The sequence below is a fragment of the Pseudomonas quebecensis genome (assembly GCF_026410085.1).
GTDB classification, from domain to species: Bacteria; Pseudomonadota; Gammaproteobacteria; order Pseudomonadales; family Pseudomonadaceae; genus Aquipseudomonas; species Aquipseudomonas quebecensis.
On sequence record NZ_CP112866.1, the window covers coordinates 5,451,177 to 5,470,262 of the forward strand.

Sequence of the window (19,086 nt, forward strand, 5' to 3'; positions counted from 1 at the left end):
GCTGCTCCTGGTCGCTTGAGCGACGGTGTTGTTACTGCACAGCCGGGCGGTTTATTCGCCGTCCGGGCCACGCAGGTTTTCAAATTGGGACATGCCGTCGGGAATCAGGTTGCGCACGATTGCTTCGAAATCGGCATGGACCAGATTTTTGGCCCGGTTCAATAACACCGGCAGCGGGCTCGAAGGCTCGTGCCGGGTGTAGTACGCGAGGATCTTGTCGAGGCTGCGCAGCACGTCGTCGCGGCTGGCGATATCGCCGACCGGGCGTGGCGCCGCTGGGGCAGGGGCGAAGTCGGCCGAGGGGGCATTGTCTTCACTGACGGCCTCGGGTTCGCTGCTGCTGTCGGTGCCCGGCACCGCTTGATTGAGTATCTGCAGCGCTTGCTTGAGCGGCTGCTTCAACGCGCTGAGGTCCACGCCCTGGGCGGAGCCGACCTGCTCGTTGACCTGTTGTTCAATGGCTTCGCAGGCAGCCCGCGCGGCGCTCAAGGCCTCGCGGGTGGCTTGCAGGTGATCGGGGTCGCTGTCGAGGAACGCCGCGTTGAGTTGCTGGGCGCCCAGTTGTTCATCCGGGAAGTGCATCAGGCCGCTGGCGTTGAGCGCCGCGCGCAGGCTCACCGGGCCGAACGTGCGCGAGCGGGTGAGGATGCTTTCGCGCAGCAGGCGGATGGTTGCGTCGCTGGTCAGGCCGGCCAGTGCATTGATGCGCACGGTGGGGTCGTTATCGTCGTCAGCGTCCAGGCGCGGGTGCAGGTCGGCCCAGTATTGGCGCAACAACGCGTCGATCAGCGTGAGGACTTCGGCCAGCCCGGCCACGCCTTGCAGGGCCAGGGAACTTTGCAGCAGAAAGTGAGTGATGCGCAGGTCTTTGCTGCGCTGCAGCAAGTCGAGGCTCTGCTGCTGGATGCTGCGCCATTCCGGCGGTTCGGCGGGCAGGATGGCATCACCCATGCTGCGCTCGGGTTGCCCCTTGGCGTCACGCTCAAGCTGGAGAAAGTCCGCGTCATATTCCATGTCTTCGCCACACGGCGAGTTCGCGGAAACGGCGGCGAGCAGCAAAGGCACATCCACTGAAATCGATCTCCCTATCCGCCCGTTAAGATGACGGGCTATTCATGCATTAGTTGCGCAAGGAACTTTGCATGTTTTCTTGGTCATATAAGCACAGTGCTATTAATGTGCCATCATTGGTGTTCAAGAAGTTGTGCATTTTTGGTGTAGTACTTATGCCTTGTCAAGGTAAGCTATTCGCCCTCTGTGACAGATGTGCGGTGCTTAACAACCTGTGCGACTGACGGGTCGAAGCACGCACCGAGGCAGGATTTTTGTCATGCGGCCCAGTTAACATCAGCGATCATGCTGACAACAGCGGGTTGTAAAGGGTCGATTCCATGGCCCGATGGGATTTCCCGGGAATGTTCAGCCCGGGAATCGACTGCGCGCGAAGTATCAGCAAGGAGGCAAGATGTCGCTGTGTTTGACTATCACTAGTTATCACAAGATTACCCCCGGGCAGTGCCCCGAAAAGTCCATGAACCAGGGCTCGATGGCGATCGGCCGCAGCTCGGATAATGACTGGGTATTGCCCGACCCCGAGCGCCTCGTGTCTTCGCAACACTGCGTTATTCAATACAAAGACGGCCGTTATTATTTAACCGATAACAGCACCAACGGCGTGGAGTTGGTCAACGCCGGCATCCGCATGCGCCGCGGCAACAGCGAGCTGCTGCAGGATGGCGAACTGATCCGTATCGGCGATTACGAAATCCAGGCACGCATCGATTTCAGCGTGCAAGCCGTTGAAAGCCAGCCCTTTGCCGGTGAGTCGCCGAACAGTTTCGAAGCGCTGATGGGCGCCGTGGCCGGCCCCGTGACGCCCGCGCCGATGCCGCAGCCAGCGATCGCGCCGCAGTTCCAGGGTGCGTCGTCGATGGACACCCTGCCGGACCTGTTCGACTTCCTCAGCCCCACCGCCGTGCCGCCGCCGACCGTGGCCGATCATGTGCCCAGTGAACAACACGACTTCCGCCCGCCGACGCCGGTGAGCGTGCCGGTGCCCGAGGCGCCGGTGGCGTCCGGTTCAGTGATCCCCGAAGATTGGGACCTGCTCAGCGACGCGCCGCCGCCGATTATCAGCGCGCCGGCACCGACTCCATCGCCGCCACCGCCACCGCCAGTGACGCCATCCGCGCCCATGCCCGAGGTGGCACCGCCGGTGGTCAATGCCGGGCAACCGGACCTGCTGCAAGCCTTCCTGCGCGGTGCCGGCCTCGACCAATTGCGCCTGGATAAGGCCGACGCCTGCGCGCAGATGGAAAGCATCGGTCGCAGCTACCGGCTGATGGTCGAAGGCTTGATCGACGTCCTGCGCGCCCGGGCCAGCCTCAAAGGCGAGTTCCGCATGCAGCAGACCATGATCCAGCCCGCTGAAAACAATCCGTTGAAGTTCGCACCGAATGCCGACGAAGCGTTACTGCTGCTGCTGCGTCACGGCAACCAGGCGTTTATGGCGCCCGATGTCGCGGTAAAGGAAAGTTTCGACGACCTGCGCGCCCACCAACTGGCGGTGATGGCCGGTGTGGAAGCGGCGATCAAGCACCTGCTCAAGCGCTTCGAACCGGCGCAACTGGAAGAACGCATGGGCAAGCCCGGTGGGCTGTCGAGTATTTTCAACGGGTCACGCCAGGCCCAGTACTGGCAGCAGTTCACCGAGCTCTACGGCAATATTTCCCGTGAGGCCCAGGAAGACTTCCAGGACCTGTTCGGCCGCGAGTTCAGTCGGGCCTATGAAGAACACAGCGCACGACAGCGGCGCTGAACCGCACACACGGATTAACGGATAGCTAAGTACGTCATTGAGGACGCAGGATGATTCCCAGGTTTTTACTCGCAGTCGCCACCGCGCTTCTGCTGACGGCGTGTGCCAAAGACGCCGCCAAACCCGAAGCCGCCGCCGAGGCTGAAGCGGATACGGCTGCGGTCGAATTGCACTTTCACGCCATTGCCGGGCTCAACCCCGGCGCCAATGGCCAGGCCGCCCCGGTGCGCGTGCGGATTTTCGAACTGAAGAATGCCGCCACCTTTGCCCGCTCCGACTATTTCGCCCTGGCCGACCGTGCGCAATCGACCCTGGGCCTGGACTTGTTGGACCAGGACGAAGTGATGGTGCAGCCCGGTCAGCAACTGAGCATTCAGCGTGACCTCGACCCGTCGACGCGCCAGATCGGCTTGCTGGTGGGCTACCGCGAACTCGATCGCGCGCAGTGGCGCACGGTGATCAATGTGCCGGCGCGTCAGTACACCGAATACCAGATCAGCCTCGATGTGCGCGCGGTGCGCGCCGACGTCGTGGTTACCCCATCCAGCCCTGCCCAATAAGCAATCGGAGCCCCCATGTCCTGGAACAATCGCGTGGTCTGGTCGGAAGGCATGTTCATCGGAACGCAGCACTTCCAGCAGCATGACCGTTACCTGGAAAACCTGATCGACGCCCGCAGCCGCCCGCTGTCCGCCGGTGCCTGGGGCTTTTCCGAGTTGCTGATCGACCAGGGCCTGTTGGCCCAGGGCAAGCTGGCCATCGTCTCGGCGCGGGGCCTGTTGCCTGACGGCACACCGTTCAATATTCCCCAGGACGACCTGGCGCCCAGCCCGCTGAACATCGATGACAACCTGCGCGACGGCCTGGTCTACCTGGCCTTGCCACTCAAACGGGCCGGCGTGCGCGACACCGTCGACGAGGGCGAAGCCCTGGAAGCCGCGCGTTACGTGAGCCAGGTGCGCGAAGTACGCGATGACAACGCACCGTTCGAAAACCGCGCGCCGGTGGCCGTGGGTTCTCGGGCGCTGCGCCTGCTCACCGCCCAGGATGGCATCAGCGATTACGCCGCCATCGGTGTGGTACGCATCAAGGAAAAACGCGCCGACCGCGCGCTGGTGCTCGATGACAGCTACATCCCACCGGTGCTGGACGTGGCCGCGAGCAAACCGCTCACCGCGTTTCGCAGCGAATTGCTGGGCCTGCTGCACCAGCGTGGCGAGGCCCTGGCCGGCCGCGTGGTGGCCTCGGGCGCCGGCGGCGCCTCGGAGATCGCCGACTTCATGCTGCTGCAACTGGTCAACCGCGCCCAGCCGCTGATCCAGCATTTCAGCCAGTTGAGCCCGCTGCACCCGGAGCGTTTCTTCAGTGAACTGGTGAGCCTGGCCGGGGAGTTTTCCACGTTCTCCACCTCGGGCCGTCGTCCTCAGGAATACCCGCAATACCAGCACGACGATCTGGCCGTCAGCTTCGCCCCGGTAATGGCGGCATTGCGCGAAGCGTTGTCGATGCTGATTGACAGTAAAGCCACGCCAATCCCGATTGTGGAAAAAGCGTATGGCATCCACGTGGCAATGCTGGCCGACAAAACCCTGCTCGACAACGCCAGTTTCATCCTGGTGGTGCGTGCCGATGTACCCGGCGAAACCCTGCGCGCGCGCTTCGGCCAGCAGAGCAAGGTAGGGTCGGTTGAACACATCCGCGACATGGTCAACCTGCAGTTGCCGGGCATCGGTCTGGTGCCGTTGCCGGTGGCGCCGCGCCAATTGCCGTACCACGCAGGCTCGACTTACTACGAGCTGGACCGGGGCAGCGAGCACTGGCAGCAACTGAGCAACTCCGGTGGTTTTGCTTTCCACATCGCCGGGCAGTTCCCGGGCTTGAACCTGGCCTTCTGGGCGATCCGAGGATAATCCGCGATGCATCCCAATGATGACGACCGCACCCAGTTCATGCCGCGCCCGGGGGGCCGTGCGCCGGAACCCGCGCGTGCAGAGCCCGCGCCTTTGTCAGTGCCGGCCGCGCCGATGCTCACCGGCAAGAGCCAGGGCCTCAACCCGCTGGAAAGCGCCGCCGGCCCGTTGCTGGCATTGCTGACGCGGCTGCGCAACACCATCGCCCACCCGGCGCCGGCCAGCCTGCGCGCGCAACTGTTGGCCTACCTGCGCCAGTTCGAAGAGCGTGCCGAGGCCGCCGGCGTGGCGCGCAACGAAGTGCTGCTGGCGCGCTACGCGCTGTGCACCGCTCTGGATGAGGCGGTGTTGAGCACGCCGTGGGGCAGCACCAGCGAGTGGGGCAAGCAGAGCCTGTTGATCACCGTGCATAACGAAGCCTGGGGTGGTGAAAAAGTCTTCCAGCTGCTCGACCATTGTCTGCAAAGCCCACGGGAACGCTTGTACCTGCTGGAGTTGCTGTACCTGTGCATGTGCCTGGGTTTCGAAGGTCGCTACCGCGTGATGAACGACGGCCGCAGCCAGTTGGAAGCCCTGCGCGAACGCACCGCCGCGGCCATTCGCAGTGCCCGTGGCGAGCACGAGCGCGAGCTGTCGCCGCATTGGCGCGGTGTGACCGTGGCGCGAGATCGCCTGGCGCAATTCATGCCGCCGTGGATCGCCGTGGCCATCGGCCTGGCGCTGCTGCTGGCGCTGCTGTTCGTGTTGCGCATGCTGCTGGCGGCGCAGGCCGAACCGGTGTTCAAGAATATCCATGCCCTGGGCGAGATCCCGGTGCAGGCCATCGACCGTCCGGTGGCGCAGCCCAAGGTCATTGAGCGGCCGCGTCTGGCCGGCTTCCTGGCGGAAGACATCAAGGCCGGGCGCGTCGCGGTGGAAGACAAGGTCGACCGCTCCGTGGTGACCATTCGTGGCGACGAGTTGTTCGCGTCCGCCAGCTCCAGCATCGTCGATGACTACCAGCCGTTGATGCTGCGCATTGCCGACGCCGTGCGTAAGGTCAAGGGCCAGGTCCGCGTCACGGGCCACAGCGACAACCGTCCGATTGCCACGCTGCGCTTCCCGTCCAACTGGGCGTTGTCGGAAGCGCGGGCCAAGTCGGTGCTGGAGATTCTTGCCGCCAAGACCGGCCAGGCCGAACGCTTCAGTGCCGAGGGCAGAAGCGACACCGAGCCGCTGGCCACCAACAGCACAGCCGAAGGCCGCGCCCGCAATCGTCGGGTTGAAATCACCGTATTGGCGGAGGGCGTCGAGTGAAGGCGTTTTTCAGTTTCATGATTCGCTGGGTGATCCCGGTGCTGGGCCTGATCGCCCTGAGCCTGATCATCTGGTTTGTCGGGCCGCTGCTCGACGTGCTGGTGCCGGAAGGCCGCCGCTGGGCGTTGATCGTCCTGATGTTCGCGGTGTGGATCGCCTACCGCGTGTTCCGCATTATCCAGGCGCGCCGCCAGGCCGCCGAAGTGATGCGCAGCCTGGCGGCGGATACGCCGGTGGACCCCAACAGCGTGGCCACCGCCGAAGAACTCGCCACCCTGCGCCAGCGCATGGACGAGGCCCTGACGCTGCTCAAGAAAGCCAAACTGGGCGGCGACGAGCGGCGCAACCTCTACGAACTGCCGTGGTACGTGATCATCGGCCCGCCGGGTTCGGGCAAGACCACCGCGCTGGTCAACTCCGGCCTGCACTTTCCGCTGGCCGCGCAGCTGGGCGCCGGTGCGGTGCGCGGTGTCGGCGGTACGCGTAACTGCGACTGGTGGTTCACCGACCAGGCCGTACTGCTCGACACCGCTGGTCGCTATACCACCCAGGACAGCAACTCCACGGTGGATAAAGCTGCGTGGCTGGGCTTTCTCGACCTGCTGAAAAAACAACGCTCGCGCCGCCCCATCGACGGCGCATTCATTGCGATCAGCCTCTCGGATCTGCTGCTCGGCACCGACGCCGAGCGCGCCGCCCACGCGGCGGCGATTCGCCTGCGGATCCAGGAGCTGTATACGCAATTGGGCGTGCGCTTTCCGATCTACCTGATGCTGACCAAGCTCGATCTGGTCCCCGGCTTCATGGAGTTCTTCGACAACCTGAGCAAGGAAGAGCGCGCCCAGGTGTGGGGCATGACCTTTGCCCTGGACGACGGTAAAAACAATGACAGCCCGCTGGCGCACCTGCAGAGCGAGTTCGCCGGACTCGAACAGCGTCTCAACGAGCGCCTGGTGGAACGTCTGCAACAAGAGCGCGACCCGGCGCGGCGCGACCTGATCTACGGCTTCGCGCAGCAATTCGGCGCCTTGAAGGATTGCCTGCAGAGTTTCCTTGAGGGCGTGTTTAAACCCAACGCCTTTGAAGAGCGTGTATTGCTGCGTGGCGTGTACTTCACCAGTGGCACCCAGGAAGGCAGCCCGATTGACCGCCTGATCGGCGCCATGGCCCAGAGCATGAACCTGGACCGCCAGCACCTGGCGCGCCAGAGCGGCACCGGGCGCAGTTATTTCATCGAAAAACTCTTTACCGCCGTGGCCTTTGCCGAGCGTGGGCTGGTGGGTGTGAACCCGAAAGTCGAACGCCGGCGCAAGTGGATTGCGCGCGGTGTACTCGCGGCCACCGTGGCTTTGGTGATCGTGGTCAGCAGCCTGTGGTGGGTGAGCTATCGCGCCAACCAGGCCTATATCGCCCAGGTCGACCAGAAGGTCGCGCCCCTGGGCCAGACCGTACAGAACCTCAGCCCGGCGCAGCGCGACGTGCTCGCGGTGCTGCCGCTGCTCAATGCGGTGAAAAACCTGGCGGGGGATTCGCCGAGTTGGTCCGAGGGCCTGGGGTTGTACCAGGGCGACATGCTCGAAGCCGAGTCCGCCAGCGTCTACCGCAAATTGTTGATCGCCGTATTCGCCCCGCGACTGGTGACGCGCATCGAGGAGCAACTGCACGGCGGCGGCAACTCCGACTTCCTCTACGAAGGCCTCAAGGCTTACCTGATGCTTGCCGACAGCGAGCATTACGACCCGGATTTCATCAAGGCGTGGATCGCCCTGGACTGGGACCGCAACCTGCCACGGGATCTGCCGGCCGATCAGCGCCAGGCGCTGGCCGGGCATTTGCAGGCCCTGTTCGAACGGCATCCGCCGAACGCACGCCTGGACCCACGCCTGATCGACGATCTGCGCCGCCAACTGCAACAGTTGCCGGTGGCGCAGCGTGTATATGACCGGGTCAAACGCCAGAAACTGCCCGAAGGCATCCCGGACTTTCGCATCAACGAAGCCGCCGGGCGTGATGCCGCGCTGGTGTTCAGCCGCAAGAGCGGCAAGCCCCTGGGCGAGCCGTTGAGTGGGTTCTTTACCGCCAAGGGTTATCGTCAGGCATTCCTGCTGAGCAGCCTGAACCAGACCGGCACGCTGGCCGAAGAACAGTGGGTGCTGGGCCGCGAGCAGGCCGATCAGCAGAACGTGGTGAGCCTGGCCGCCGATGTGCGCCGCCTGTATTTCCAGGACTACCAGCGCCAATGGGACGCCTTGCTCGCCGACATCGACTTTGTGCCGATCACCAGCGTGGCCCAGGCCGCCGATGTGCTGCGGGTGATTTCCGGGCCGACCTCGCCGCTGAAAAAGCTGCTGGTGGCGGTGGCCAAGGAAACCGACCTGCAAGCCGAAGAACGCCAATTGGCGGCCAAAGGCGCGCCGGTGGAAGGCGGCGTCGACAAGCTCAAGGAGCGCCTCGGCAGCTTGCTGGGTCAGGAGCAACCCACAACCAACGCGCCGGCGGCGACGGACGATCCGGTCACCGCGCACTTCGCCGAACTCAACAGCATCGTCAGTAAAAATGAAGGCGAGCCGGCGGCCATCGACGGCCTGTTGGCGGACATGAATGCGCTGTATGTGCAGGTCAGCGCCATGGTCGGCGCCAGTGGCGACGCGCTGCTCGGCGAGGCCAAGAACCAGGCAGCGGCTGCGGCTACGCGCGTCAGCCTGAATGCCGAACGCCAGCCGCCGCTGGTGCAGGGCATGGTCAAGTCGGTGGTCAACTCCACCACCAACAGCATGATGGGCGGGGTGCGTAACCAACTGAACGCGGCCTGGGTCAGCGAAGTGGTCAACGTGTATCGCCAGTCGCTGGCGGGGCGTTATCCGATGTCACCCGGCAGCGCACGGGACGCCACGCTGGATGATTTCGGCCAGTTCTTCGGCGTCGGCGGGGTGATGGACAATTATTTCCGCAAATACCTGCAGCCCTACGTGGACACCTCCGCGCAAACCTGGCGCTGGCAGCCGGGCGCGGCGCAGAAACTGGGGATCGCGCCGGGCGTGCTGCAGACCTTCCAGCGCGCCGCGACGATTCGCGATGCGTTCTTCCGCTCCGGGGGCACCCAACCGATTGTGCGTTTCGAGCTTAAGCCGGTGTCGATGGACCCAAGCATCACCCAGTTCCTGCTCGACCTGGACGGCCAGCAACTGAGCTACGACCATGGCCCGAGTCGTCCGGTGGCGATGCAATGGCCGAACCCCGGCAGTATTGGCGTGGTGCGTATCTCCATCATGCCGCCGTCGGCCAGTGGCCGTTCCGGCGTAACCCTCGACGGCCCGTGGGCCTGGTTCCGCCTGCTGGAACAGTCGGACCTGACCCCCGGCAACTCACCGGACCGTTTCAACCTGCGCCTGCGCGTCGATGGCGCGAGTATCGCTTACGAGCTGCGCGCCAACAGTGCCTTCAACCCGTTCAAGAGTCGCGTGCTCAGCGGCTTCAGCCTGCCGGAGCGGCTATGACGACGTTGGGCTTCTACGGCAAATTGGCCAGCCGTGGCGATTTCGTCAGCCGCGCCTTGCCCCAGAGCTTTATCGGCCCGTGGGACAACTGGCTGGCGGCGGGGTTGCTCGCCAGCCAGAACAGCCTGGGCGCTGGCTGGCTCAATGCGTACCTGGTCAGCCCGCTGTGGCGTTTTGTGCTGGCGCCGGGCGTCTGCGGGCCGGACGCCGCCGCCGGGGTGGTGATGCCGAGCATCGACCGGGTCGGGCGGTACTTCCCGCTGGCGGTGGTGGCGCTGCTGGATCACAACACCAACCCCGCCTCGCTGGTGGGCGGGCCGGACGCCTGGTTCGAGCAGGTCGAAGCGTTGCTGCTGGGTACCCTGGACAGCGGCGCGACCTTTGAAGGCTTCAACGAGGGGCTCGACCGTCTGGGTGTGCCGACCGCCGAGCCGCGCGCCCTCGACGGCCGTTTCGCCGGTCTGCAGCGCGTCGTCGCGACCGAGCCCCAAGGCCGCCTGGCCGCGCTGGCCGAACAGGCATGCGAAGGCGCCAGCCTGTGGTGGGGGCGCGGCTCGCAACAGATTTCTCCTGGTTTATTGCGGTGTCAGGGCCTGCCTGCCGCCAGCGATTTTGCGCAGTTTTTGCTCGGACAAGAAGGTGTGGTGTAGATGGGGTCGACGTACAAATCCGCGAGCAAAAGCCATGTGGGCATGGTGCGGCAGGTCAATGAAGATGCGTGCCTGGACCTGCCGGAGAACCGCCTGTGGGTGGTGGCCGATGGCATGGGCGGGCATGCGGCGGGCGATTACGTCAGCAGCCTGATCGTCGACAGCCTGCGCAACGTGCCGCTGGGTCGCTCGCTGGATGAATACACGGCGGCGCTGCGCAACGACCTGGTCCGTATCAACGCCGCCGTGCGCGAGGAAACCGCCAACCGTGGCGTGACCATGATGGGCAGCACGGTGGTGGTTTTCGCTGCCCGTGGCCTGCGCGGCGTGTGCCTGTGGGCCGGCGACAGTCGCCTGTATCGCCTGCGCGACGGCGTGCTCGAAGGCATTTCCCGCGACCACAGCTACGTGCAGGACCTGCAAGACAGCGGTTTGCTCAGCGAAGCCGACGCTCGTGTGCACCCGCGCGCCAACATCGTCACCCGCGCCATAGGTGTGGAGGCGCACCTGGACCTGGCGGTGGTCGACTTGTTGATCGCCCCCGGCGACACTTACCTGCTGTGCAGCGACGGCCTCAACAAAACCGTCGAAGACCATGAGATCCGTGAAGTGCTGGGCCATGACGCGCCGGATGAAATCGTGCGCAGCCTGGTGCATCTGGGCCTCAACCGAGGCGCGCCGGATAACATCACCGCCATTGTCGTGAAGGTATCGGCATGAACATCCTGATTCCGGGTTATGACATCGAAGGCGAGATCGGCGAAGGCGCCATGGCCAATGTGTACCTGGCCACCCAGCGTTCACTGGAGCGCAAGGTGGCGTTGAAGGTGATGGCGGCGGCCCTGGCGGCCGACCCGAGTTTCTGCGAGCGCTTCCTGCGCGAGGGCAAGACCCTGGCGCGCCTTTCGCACCCGCACACCGTGACCATCCATGACATCGGCAATGTCGGTGAGCTGTACTACATGGCCATGGAATACCTGCCCAACGGCACGCTCAAGGAGCGCATCGCCGCCGGCATGACGCCGGAGCAGGGCGTGACGTTGATCCGCCAGATCGCCTCGGCGTTGGGTTACGCCCATGCCCAGGGCCTGGTGCACCGTGACGTCAAGCCGGCGAACATCCTGTTCCGCGCCGACGGCACGGCGGTGTTGTCCGACTTCGGCATCGCCAAATCCCTTGACGACCGCACCCAGTTCACCCAGGCCGGTTTCGCCGTAGGCACCCCGAGCTACATGAGCCCCGAGCAGGCACGCGGGCAGGAGATCGACGGGCGCGCCGACCTCTACGCCCTGGGCGTGGTGCTGTATGAAATCCTGGTGGGCGAGTTGCCGTATAACGGCACCGACGCGCTCTCCACCGCCCTGGCGCACCTGACCGAACCGTTACCGGAATTGCCGGTGCACCACGGCCGTTATCAAGCGGTGTTGCGCAAACTGTTGGCCAAGGACCCCGCCGATCGCTTCCCGGATGCGGCGGCGTTGCTGCTGGCGCTGGATCAACTGCCGGCCGATTCGCCGGAGGCGACCCTGGTGCGCCCGGCGCCGCTGCCGCTCAGTTTCGATCTGGCGGGGATTACGCCGCAATCCATCGAAATCCCCACCGACAAGCCCCAGCCCGCGCCGCCTCCGGTGCGTCAGCCGGTGGTCAAGCCAACCCAGCACGGCGAGCAGCGGCGTGGACCGGTGCTGGCCTTGGCGGCCGTGGCGGTCGCGGTGGCATTGGCCATCGGCGGGGGCAGTTACTGGTGGATGAGTCGCAGCGATACGCCAGCGGCCGCGCCCACCGCCAGCCTGCCGAAACCGCCAGCGACGCCGACCGCGCCGCCAGAGGCGAAACCGGCAGTGGCCGAAGCGGACGGCGGCGGCCGCCCGTTGCTGATGGCGGGCAAGAAAACCCTGTTCCAGCGCGTGCTGAGCAAGCCTGGCGCGAAACTCTCCAGCGATGCCGGCGGTGCACCGGGCAAAACGCTGCCGGCGTTCTCCGTGCTCTACGTGTACCAGCGTAAAGACATCGACGGCCAACCGTGGGTGCGCGTCGGCGCCGCCACCGATGGTCGCAGCGACGGGTGGTTACCGGCTGCCCAGGTCAGCGACTGGAAGCAGAGCCTGGTGCTCAAGTTCACCGAACGCTCGGGCCGTGCGCCGGTGATGTTCCTGCGTCAATCCGGCGAAGTCGAGAAGTTGCTCGCCGACCCCGCCGCCGCCAAAGGCGTGCTGGTCAAGGCGCAGAAAAACCGCGAAGACAACGGCCAGGTGCTGGCCCTGGAACCGTCCGCCAGCGCCGTGCCGCAGAACCAGTTCTACCTGCTGCCGATCTTCGATTCCAAAGAGAGTTTCGACGAAAACGGCCAGCCGGTGCAGTTGCTTAACGTGGCCTCCATCGACCCAGGCAACAGCCCGGTGGCCAAGCCGTCGACGCCGGTGCTCAACGCCAACGCCGATGCATTTCGCACCGCCGTGGTACTGGTGGTGGACACCACCGTGTCGATGCAGCCCTATATCGACCAGGTCCGCGACGTGGTGCACGAACTGCAAACCCGTATCGCCGAACGCGGCGAGCTGGACAGCGTCAGCTTCGGGCTGGTGGGTTTTCGCAACAGCATCAAGAAAACGCCCGGCCTGGAATACGTGGCCAAGACCTTGATCACCCTCGACCAGGGCCGCGACCCGCAGCGTTTTCTCGACATGGCGCGCCAGGTCAAGGCCTCGACGGTTTCCAGCCATTCGTTCAACGAGGACGCGTTTGCCGGGGTGATGCAGGCGGTCGAAGGCATGGACTGGTCCGGCTACGGTGGCCGCATCATCCTGTTGGTAACCGACGCCGGCGCGCTGCGCAAGAACGACCCGTTCGCCGCCACCCAGATGAACGAAGCCGAAGTGCGCCAGGCCGCGTTGGGCAAGCAGATCAAAATCTACGCCCTGCACCTGCGCACCGACGCCGGCAAGAAAACCCACGCCGGCGCCGAAAGCCAGTACCGCATCCTTACCGCCGACGCCAACCCACAGATCGGCGACCTTTACACACCGGTGCCCGGCGGCGATGTGCGCAAGCTGGGCGAGCGTGTGGATGAGATCGGCACGGTGTTCGCCAACCTCGTGCACCAAGTGCGCAGCAATACGCCGCAAGCGGTGCCGACACTCAGCGCCGCGCCGAGCCTGGCGGACAAATCCGCGGCGGTCGGTTATGCGATGCACATGGACTTTCTCGGCCGCAAAACCGCGAGCCAGGCGCCGCAACTGGTCAGCGCCTGGACCGCCGACCGCGACCTGACCAACCCGGCGCTGCCGGCGTTCCAGGTGTGCGTGATGCTGACCAAACTGCAGCTCAACGACCTGCAGCAATCGCTGAAACTGATCGTCGACGCGGCGCGCAAAACCCAGACCTCGCCCAAGGACTTCTTCCAGGAAATCGCCAGTGCGTCGGCTTATATGAGCCGCGACCCGCAGGCCCTGCGCAAGGGCGGCAATCTGGCCGACGGCGGCATCCTCGGCGAATACCTGGAAGGCCTGCCGTACCGCAGCAAGTCGCTGAACATGACCCAGGATTTGTGGTTGTCATTGAGCGTGGCCGAGCAGGAAGACTTCATCGACGAGCTGGATTCGAAAATCCGCCTCTACGAAACCTTCCACAACGACGTGGCCAACTGGGTCCGCTTTGGCGATGCCGAGCCGGGTGATGCGTTGTACCGCGTGCCATTGTCGACGCTGCCGTGATGCTGAACCTGAGCGCGGTGCACAAGAGCCGGGGCGCCGGCAGCCAGCGCTACAGCCTGGTGATTCCGGCACTGCACCTGCGCGCGGGCGAGCAAGTGGCGATTGTCGGGCCCAGCGGCTGCGGCAAAAGCACCTTGCTGGACCTGCTCGCACTGGTGCTGGCGCCGGATCAGGTGGGCCGGTTTGAGTTCAATCAGCAGGATATCGCCGGGTTGTGGCGCGCCGATCAGCAATCGGCCCTGGCCCGGTTGCGCAGTCAGCACCTGGGTTATGTGCTGCAGACCGGTGGGCTGCTGGGGTTCCTGGATGTGCGCGGCAATATCGCGTTGTCCCGCCAACTGCTCGGCCTGAAGGACGACGGCAGCGTGGCGCGCCTGGCCGAACACTTGGAGATCAGCGATCAGTTGGCCAAGAAACCCTCGGCATTGTCGGTGGGCCAGCGCCAGCGCGTCAGTTGCGCCCGGGCCCTGGCCCACGCGCCGCAACTGGTATTGGCGGATGAGCCCACGGCGTCTCTCGACCCGCTGAATGCCGAGCGGGTCATGCAAGCGTTGCTGGCCCAGGCCCGCGAACACCGTGCCGCCTGTGTGATCGCCACCCACGATGAGCCCCTGGCGCGCGCCAGTGGCTTGCAGGTGCGGCGTATTCGTTGCCGGCGCGACAGCGACGGCGGCGTCACGGCGACGCTGGGGGAGGCCGGCTGATGCGCTTTCCTTTGGTGGCGTCGCTCGCCTGGCAGGACTACCGCAACGACACCTGGCTGTCGGCCTGCTCGGTGCTGGCGCTGGTGGCGGTGATCGCGCCGTTGCTGGTGTTGTTCGGCCTGAAATTCGGACTGGTCAGCAGTTTGACCCAACGTTTGGAGACGGACCCGGCCACCCGTGAAATTATTCCGCTGGGCGGTGGTCGATTCAGCAGCACGTTTATCGAGCAACTGGGTCAACGGCCGGACGTGGCGTTCGCCATCCCGCGTACGCGGCAGATTGCGGCGACGGCGCAGGTGGGCACTTTGGTGCTGGAGATGCTGCCGACCGCGCCGGGCGATCCCCTGCTCGGCGGCTTGCCGGTGCCTCAGGGGCTGGAGCAGATCGTCCTGAGCCACACCGCCGCCGAGAAACTTGCGGCGCGGCCCGGTGACTGGCTGGAGACCAGTTTCGCGCGGCAAATGGCCGGGCGTGTCGAGGCCCGCCATACACGGCTGCAGGTGCTGGCGGTGTTGCCCCTGGAGGCGTTTGCCCGCGACGGATTGTTCGCCGGGCTGGGCCTGCTCGAGGCGGCGGAAGATTATCGCGACGGCCGTGCGGTGCCGGCGCTGGGATGGGAGGGCGAGGCCGTGGGCACGAATGAGCAGCGCGTCTACCCGGCGTTTCGTTTGTATGCGCGTAGCCTCAACGACGTGGAACCGTTAAGGGTGTTTTTTGCCAGACAGAACATGCTGGTGTCGACCCAGGCATTGAACATTGCTCAGGTGCAATCTCTGAGTCGTAACCTGTCCATCGTGTTCTGGATCATCGCCGGGTTGGCCTTGGCCGGGGCGTTTGCGGCGATCTTTGCCGGCGCCCTGGCCGCTGTCGCGCGCAAGCGACGGGAGTTGTCGGTGCTGCGCCTGCTGGGTTTTTCCACCGGCGCGCTGTTGCTGTTTGTAGTGCTGCAGGCGCTGTACAGCGCAAGCCTTGCCGCCGTGCTCAGCGCCGGGTTATATGGCCTGGCCGAGGCGGGGTTGAATCAATTATTCGTGCAGGTGCCGGGCGAACACGCCAGCCACCTGCTGGCGCATCACTATGGCCTGGCCCTGGTTGCCGTGCTCGGCATCAGCGCCGTGGCGGCGGCGTGTGGCGGTTGGCGCGTGGCGCGTATCCAGGCTTCTGAAGGGATCAGAGATGTATAAGTTATTGGGCGCCTGTGTGGCGCTGAGCCTGGCCTCGCTGGCCTGGGCCGATGAAGCCAGCGACAAACTCGACAACCCCAAACCGTTGCCGGATGACGTGAGCCTGCCGCTGCCGTGCGAAGGCAATATGGTCTTCCGGTACGCCTATGTGCTGGCCCAAGGCACTCTGGACGACCGCGAGATCAGCCTTGGCTATCCGTTCAGTGAAGGCGAAGCGGGTTATCAACAGTCGTTTATTTCCGGCTACCGTCGCGACTTTATCAACGGTCAGTTCACCCTCAAGGACCTGCCCAAGGACTGGAGCAAGGTCATCACGCCGTTGATGCCCAAGACCGACGCCAAGACGCCGCTCAAGCCGATGCTGTACTTCATCGGCAAGTACGAAGTGACGGCGCGCCAGTACGCCCAGGTGATGGCCCAGGCGCAATCCCTGGCCAGCGGCGAACCGGCTCCGGCCTGTGATGCGCCGACCGGCATGGCCGCGCGTTTGCCCAAGGTGAAGTTATCGAGGTTCGAGGCCGAACGGTTCTCGGCGGTCTACAGCGCCTGGCTGCTCAAATATCACCGCGATGCGCTGCCGGTCAGTGGTCGCGGTTCGTCCGAGGATGATGGCGGTGTAGGATTTGTGCGCCTGCCCACCGAAGTGGAGTGGGAATTTGCCGCCCGTGGCGCCCAGGCCGTGAGCCGGCAGGACCTGGAAGGCCGCCTGTTCCCGCGCCGCGCCGAAGGCAGCGACAGTGACGGCCCGCTGGGCGACTACGCCGTCTTCAACCAAGTGGCCGGCGGTACCGGCCAGGCGGCGCGGTTGATGCCCATCGGCACCAAGTTGCCCAACCCGATCGGCATGTTCGATGTGATTGGCAACGCTGCGGAAATGGTCCAGGAATCCTTCCAGCTGGTCCACGCCGGGCGCCGCCAGGGCACCTACGGCGGGTTTGTGGTCAAGGGCGGCAACTACCTGGAAGGCGAGGGCACGTTGTTCACCGGCATGCGCCGCGAGTATCCGTTGTTCGCCGCCGATGGCACCGAGCAAAGCAACGAGACCACCGGTTTCCGCGTGGCGATTGGCGCACTGTCGGCGCCGCGTTCGCGCTACAAGGAGCTGTTTGCGCAGTGGCAGAAAGAAGGCCGCCTGGCTTCGCTGACCGACGCCATCGACGACGCTCAGGACCCGACCAAGCGCCTGGACAGCATCATCGCCGCCAGCGTCGACCCCAAGTTGCAAGCCGAATTGGGGCTGGTCAACGAGGAGCTCAAGCGCAACGTGTCGCTGATCGCCCAGCAACGCGAAGAGGCGGCGGGTAATCTGATCCAGTCGGCAGCCCTGGTGGCCGAGACCATCAGTAACTACAACATTCGTTTGATGAACCTGCAGAAGAGTCGTCAGCAGGCCGTCGACGCCAAGGACGACGCCAGTGCGCAGCTGTTCGCCACCGCCATCGATAACGGCCGCAGCGCGCTCGATGGCGCAGTGGCGATCTATATTGACAACCTGGCCACCGGCACGCGCTATACCGATGCGGTGATCCAGGCGCAGTTTCAAAGGATCAAGGAAGAGTTGGATCGCAAGCCGGTGCTCGGTAAGAGCCTGGTGACGCGCGCAACACTGTTCGTTCGCCATGTCGGCAACTACCGCAAGCAACAGCGGGCCGACCCGGCAACGATCTTGAAGGAATTGCTCGCAGCGAGCGGTCAGCGGTCTTGATCGTTGGCTGTATGGCGAGCTTGGAAGGGACTCAGGCGGCATGGGCCGTGCTGGGCAAGTCAAACTTAGAAGAGAACACAACTTATGCTTTTTTCCCGTAAGGCGGTTTCCAAGCGTCACCTGCTGCTGATCGCAGCCGGTTTCAGCACCGTGCTGACAGGTTGCGCCACGTCGCCAGCCTCCAAGGTCGCGTCCAGCACCAAGGTCGAGTATTACCCAAGCTGCTACGAGCCGGTGCAGCACCTGCGTGCGACCGATTCGGACATGACCAAGTCGGTTGTGACCGGCGCGGCCATCGGTGCCGCCGGCGGTGCACTGCTCGGCGTGTTGAGCGGTGACAAGGAAAAACGTGGCCGTAACGCGGCCATCGGCGCTGCCGGCGGTGCCCTGGCCGGCGGCGCGGCGGGTTACTACACCGAGCGTCAGAAGCAGATTGCCGACGACAACCAGCGCATTGCGTCCTACGCGGCTGACGTCAACAAGAGCGCGTCCGACATCGACCGCAGCACCGCCTACGCCAAAGCTTCGCAGCAGTGCTACCAGAGCGCGTTCACCAAGCTCGTCGCGGACCGCAAGGCCAAGACCGTCAACGACACCGAAGGCCGCAAGCGCCTGGCGGAAATCGTCGCCGGCCTGAAGGAATCCAACGACCTGATCGTGGCAGTCAACGGCAAAGCTGCTGAAGACCTGAACAACTACACCCAGGCCTACGAGAAAGACCTGCAACAGGTGGGCGTGCAGCGCAACGACGTGGTGACGGTGGCCACCGCCGATACCACCCCGGTCGTTGCTCCGACCAAGGGCAAGAAGGCTGTCAAACCGGCCAAGAAACCGGTATTGCCGGTGGTGCCGAAAGAAGCCGTCGCGACCGAGAAAACCCTGCAGACCGCGCAGACCAAGCAAGCTGAAAGCAAGCAGGTCGCCAACGCCGGTAAGGCACAGATCGAAGGCACCTGCCGCGATCCAAACCTGGCCGACTGGGCGCCGGTGCCTTGCCCTAACGTTTAAGTAACATGTTGCTATAAGCGTTAAACGCCAGCCGATCTCCCGCTAAAGCGTGAGATCGGTGGCGTTCTTCCGGCAAATCGCTACACTGCTGCGGCCATTCAATAATTACACCGAGGCCGTGTGCATGAAATTTCGTCTTCTGTTGTGGGTGCTGGGCCTGATGATGGGCAAAGCCAGCCGCACCAACCCTGCCTTTCAGCAACAGCTGGGTGACAAAGACCTGGCGTTTCAGTTGCAGACCCTCGACGGCAAGGTTGCCCGTCACTTCATTGTTAAAGACCAGCGCATCACCAGCCGTTCGGGTGTTCACCCGGCGCCGGCGTTTGCCATTGCCTTTAAAGATGCCGCCTACGGCTTCGCCACGATGCAGGCGAAGAACAAGCAACTGGCGTTCATGACGGGGATTCAGGACAAGTCGATCCAGATCAAGGGCAACCCGGCGCTGGTGATCTGGTTCCAGGGCTTGACCAAGTACTTGAAGCCGAAGAAAAAGAAGTAGGGCTTTTCAGCTAGGCCGAGTTGGATTCATCGGGGGCAAGCCCCCTCCCACATTTGGAATGCATTCCTATGTGGGAGGGGGCTTGCCCCCGATTGCTATATG

The 19,086-nt window shown here is 64.4% G+C and carries 14 protein-coding genes; 13 read left to right on the forward strand and 1 reads right to left on the reverse strand.

The window, feature by feature from the left end:
- Positions 1-51: 51 nt before the first annotated feature.
- Positions 52-1,071: a type VI secretion system protein TssA gene (gene tssA, locus OSC50_RS25175; RefSeq protein WP_181076231.1), complete on the reverse strand. Its 1,020-nt coding sequence runs from the start codon at positions 1,069-1,071 to the stop codon at positions 52-54.
- 394 nt (positions 1,072-1,465) lie between these two features.
- Here tssA and tagH point away from each other — a divergent pair, with 394 nt between their 5' ends.
- From tagH to OSC50_RS25240, 13 genes are all read left to right on the forward strand, one after another.
- Positions 1,466-2,818, forward strand: coding sequence for a type VI secretion system-associated FHA domain protein TagH (gene tagH, locus OSC50_RS25180; protein WP_253509798.1), 1,353 nt, complete (start codon positions 1,466-1,468; stop codon positions 2,816-2,818).
- 50 nt (positions 2,819-2,868) lie between these two features.
- The gene (gene tssJ, locus OSC50_RS25185) at positions 2,869-3,378 is read left to right on the forward strand and encodes a type VI secretion system lipoprotein TssJ (protein ID WP_181076234.1); all 510 of its coding nucleotides are present in this window, start codon (positions 2,869-2,871) and stop codon (positions 3,376-3,378) included.
- Between the two features lie 15 nt (positions 3,379-3,393).
- On the forward strand, positions 3,394-4,728 hold the full coding sequence (gene tssK / locus OSC50_RS25190) for a type VI secretion system baseplate subunit TssK (protein ID WP_253509797.1): 1,335 nt from the start codon (positions 3,394-3,396) through the stop codon (positions 4,726-4,728).
- Positions 4,729-4,734: 6 nt separating this feature from the next.
- Entirely contained in the window at positions 4,735-6,024 is a 1,290-nt protein-coding gene (locus tag OSC50_RS25195) for a DotU family type VI secretion system protein (protein WP_181076237.1), read from the forward strand.
- Entirely contained in the window at positions 6,021-9,521 is a 3,501-nt protein-coding gene (tssM, locus tag OSC50_RS25200) for a type VI secretion system membrane subunit TssM (protein WP_253509796.1), read from the forward strand. Before OSC50_RS25195 ends, tssM begins: the two co-directional genes overlap by 4 nt.
- Entirely contained in the window at positions 9,518-10,171 is a 654-nt protein-coding gene (tagF, locus tag OSC50_RS25205; protein ID WP_266245093.1) for a type VI secretion system-associated protein TagF, read from the forward strand. Before tssM ends, tagF begins: the two co-directional genes overlap by 4 nt.
- A complete protein-coding gene (locus tag OSC50_RS25210; RefSeq protein ID WP_181076242.1) occupies positions 10,172-10,891 on the forward strand; it encodes a PP2C family protein-serine/threonine phosphatase in 720 nt (239 codons plus the stop codon).
- Positions 10,888-13,884 (forward strand): serine/threonine-protein kinase, encoded by a 2,997-nt coding sequence (locus OSC50_RS25215; protein ID WP_253509795.1) that lies wholly within the window; start codon positions 10,888-10,890, stop codon positions 13,882-13,884. Before OSC50_RS25210 ends, OSC50_RS25215 begins: the two co-directional genes overlap by 4 nt.
- Positions 13,884-14,588, forward strand: coding sequence for an ABC transporter ATP-binding protein (locus tag OSC50_RS25220; RefSeq protein ID WP_181076575.1), 705 nt, complete (start codon positions 13,884-13,886; stop codon positions 14,586-14,588). The genes OSC50_RS25215 and OSC50_RS25220 overlap by 1 nt, the downstream gene beginning before the upstream one ends.
- On the forward strand, positions 14,588-15,772 hold the full coding sequence (locus OSC50_RS25225) for an ABC transporter permease family protein (protein WP_253509794.1): 1,185 nt from the start codon (positions 14,588-14,590) through the stop codon (positions 15,770-15,772). The genes OSC50_RS25220 and OSC50_RS25225 overlap by 1 nt, the downstream gene beginning before the upstream one ends.
- The gene (locus OSC50_RS25230; RefSeq protein WP_181076247.1) at positions 15,765-17,477 is read left to right on the forward strand and encodes a formylglycine-generating enzyme family protein; all 1,713 of its coding nucleotides are present in this window, start codon (positions 15,765-15,767) and stop codon (positions 17,475-17,477) included. The genes OSC50_RS25225 and OSC50_RS25230 overlap by 8 nt, the downstream gene beginning before the upstream one ends.
- 84 nt (positions 17,478-17,561) lie before the next feature.
- Positions 17,562-18,485, forward strand: coding sequence for a type VI secretion system-associated lipoprotein TagQ (tagQ, locus tag OSC50_RS25235; protein ID WP_181076249.1), 924 nt, complete (start codon positions 17,562-17,564; stop codon positions 18,483-18,485).
- Between the two features lie 124 nt (positions 18,486-18,609).
- Complete coding sequence (locus OSC50_RS25240; protein WP_003195530.1) at positions 18,610-18,984, forward strand: hypothetical protein; 375 nt, start codon at positions 18,610-18,612, stop codon at positions 18,982-18,984.
- Positions 18,985-19,086 lie beyond the last annotated feature (102 nt).